Genomic DNA, 1,205 nt, shown 5'->3' with positions numbered 1-1,205 from the left:
AAACTTAAGACCAAGGACGAGTCAAATCTACTAAAAGAACATCAATAAAATAAAAATGGTTGATCAGTTCATTCGATCAAGCAATGGAGGCAAACAGGCAACATTCAAACGATGGGCGCTAAGCCTTGCTCTGACCCAGCGGATACAGCAACCAAGACTGTTGATCCTGGTCTGGACCATTTGGCCGCGCCAGCCGCCAGCTCTCGCCACGCTCACCCCGCTGTAGATAAACCTCAAAAGGACTATCGACCTGCACGCGATCGCCGGGCAGCTGCCAATCAAACCGGCCTGACACCCGAAGGCCACGCTCCTCCCCAAGATTGAGGGCTTCTTGTTCCTCGACGCGCACACGGCTGACGTTGGGGGTCAACGAAATGGGTGGAAGATTCAAGGATTTTGAAATGGCCGTTTGGGTGAGTTGAATCTGCAGGGAGAGCGCCTCATTCAACAAAGCCCTGGGGGGCTGAGATCCGCCACAAGCCGTCAACGACAAAAGCAGCAAGAGCACGCACAACCCATGGACGACGTAGCGCCAAAGAGCGCTGCCAGGATGGGATTGGGACGGGACAGACAGAGACAGCTGCGGCAACATGACGCGGTTGATTCGTTTCTCCATGATCGGCTGGCTGCAAGGACGGCACATGGAGTGCTGGACCCAGGGAAATCGCAGCGGAGTGCTGCTGGTGTGTGCGGGAGTGGGCTACGAGGTGCAACTCACCTCACGCCATCAAAAACAACTCCAGCCTGACAGTGAACTCACCCTTTGGATCCACCAAGTGCAACGGGAGGATGGAAGCAGCTTATTTGGCTTCCCCTGTCGCCAAGAACGGGACCTGTTTCGCCTGCTGATTGGCGTCAATGGCGTTGGGCCCCAAGCCGGTTTAGCGCTTCTGCATGAATGCAAGCCTCAGGAATTGGTCGCAGCGATTAGCGGTGGAGACCTCAAACGGCTTTGCCAAGCCCAAGGCATCGGTAAACGCACAGCCGAGCGCCTCGCCGTCGACCTGCGCACCCCGATCGCGGCATTTGGCGGGCTCGATCCCCAACCATCCCTCGTGGAGGGACTGGCCTCAGAACAAATCCCCGAAGCGGGAGAGGACGTGGAAGCCACGCTGATCAGCCTGGGCTACGACGAACTCGAAATTCGCCGAGCCATACGCGCCATTGCCGATGGGGCCAGTGGTGTGCCGCCCTCCGGCACCGAT

2 protein-coding genes are annotated in these 1,205 nt (G+C 57.5%); one reads left to right on the top strand and one right to left on the bottom strand.

Going from position 1 to position 1,205, the window contains the following annotated elements:
- Positions 1–118: 118 nt before the first annotated feature.
- Positions 119–643 (bottom strand): hypothetical protein, encoded by a 525-nt coding sequence (locus WH5701_RS18720; RefSeq protein ID WP_006169905.1) that lies wholly within the window; start codon positions 641–643, stop codon positions 119–121.
- On the opposite strand from WH5701_RS18720, the gene ruvA reads away from it, so the two are divergent.
- Positions 615–1,205, top strand: a 591-nt coding sequence (ruvA, locus tag WH5701_RS00680) for a Holliday junction branch migration protein RuvA (RefSeq protein WP_006169904.1), incomplete at its 3' end; no start/stop codon positions are given. The genes WH5701_RS18720 and ruvA overlap by 29 nt on opposite strands.

The sequence above is a fragment of the Synechococcus sp. WH 5701 genome, from assembly GCF_000153045.1.
Classification (GTDB): domain Bacteria; phylum Cyanobacteriota; class Cyanobacteriia; order PCC-6307; family Cyanobiaceae; genus Regnicoccus_A; species Regnicoccus_A antarcticus.
The sequence above is the reverse complement of the archived record's forward strand: the minus strand, read 5'-3'. Positions and strand labels throughout refer to the sequence as shown.

Coding starts and splice junctions, on each gene's coding strand:
- WH5701_RS18720 (WP_006169905.1), bottom strand. CDS start 643: ATGTGCCGTCCTTGCAGCCAGCCGATCATGGAGAAACGAATCAACCGC.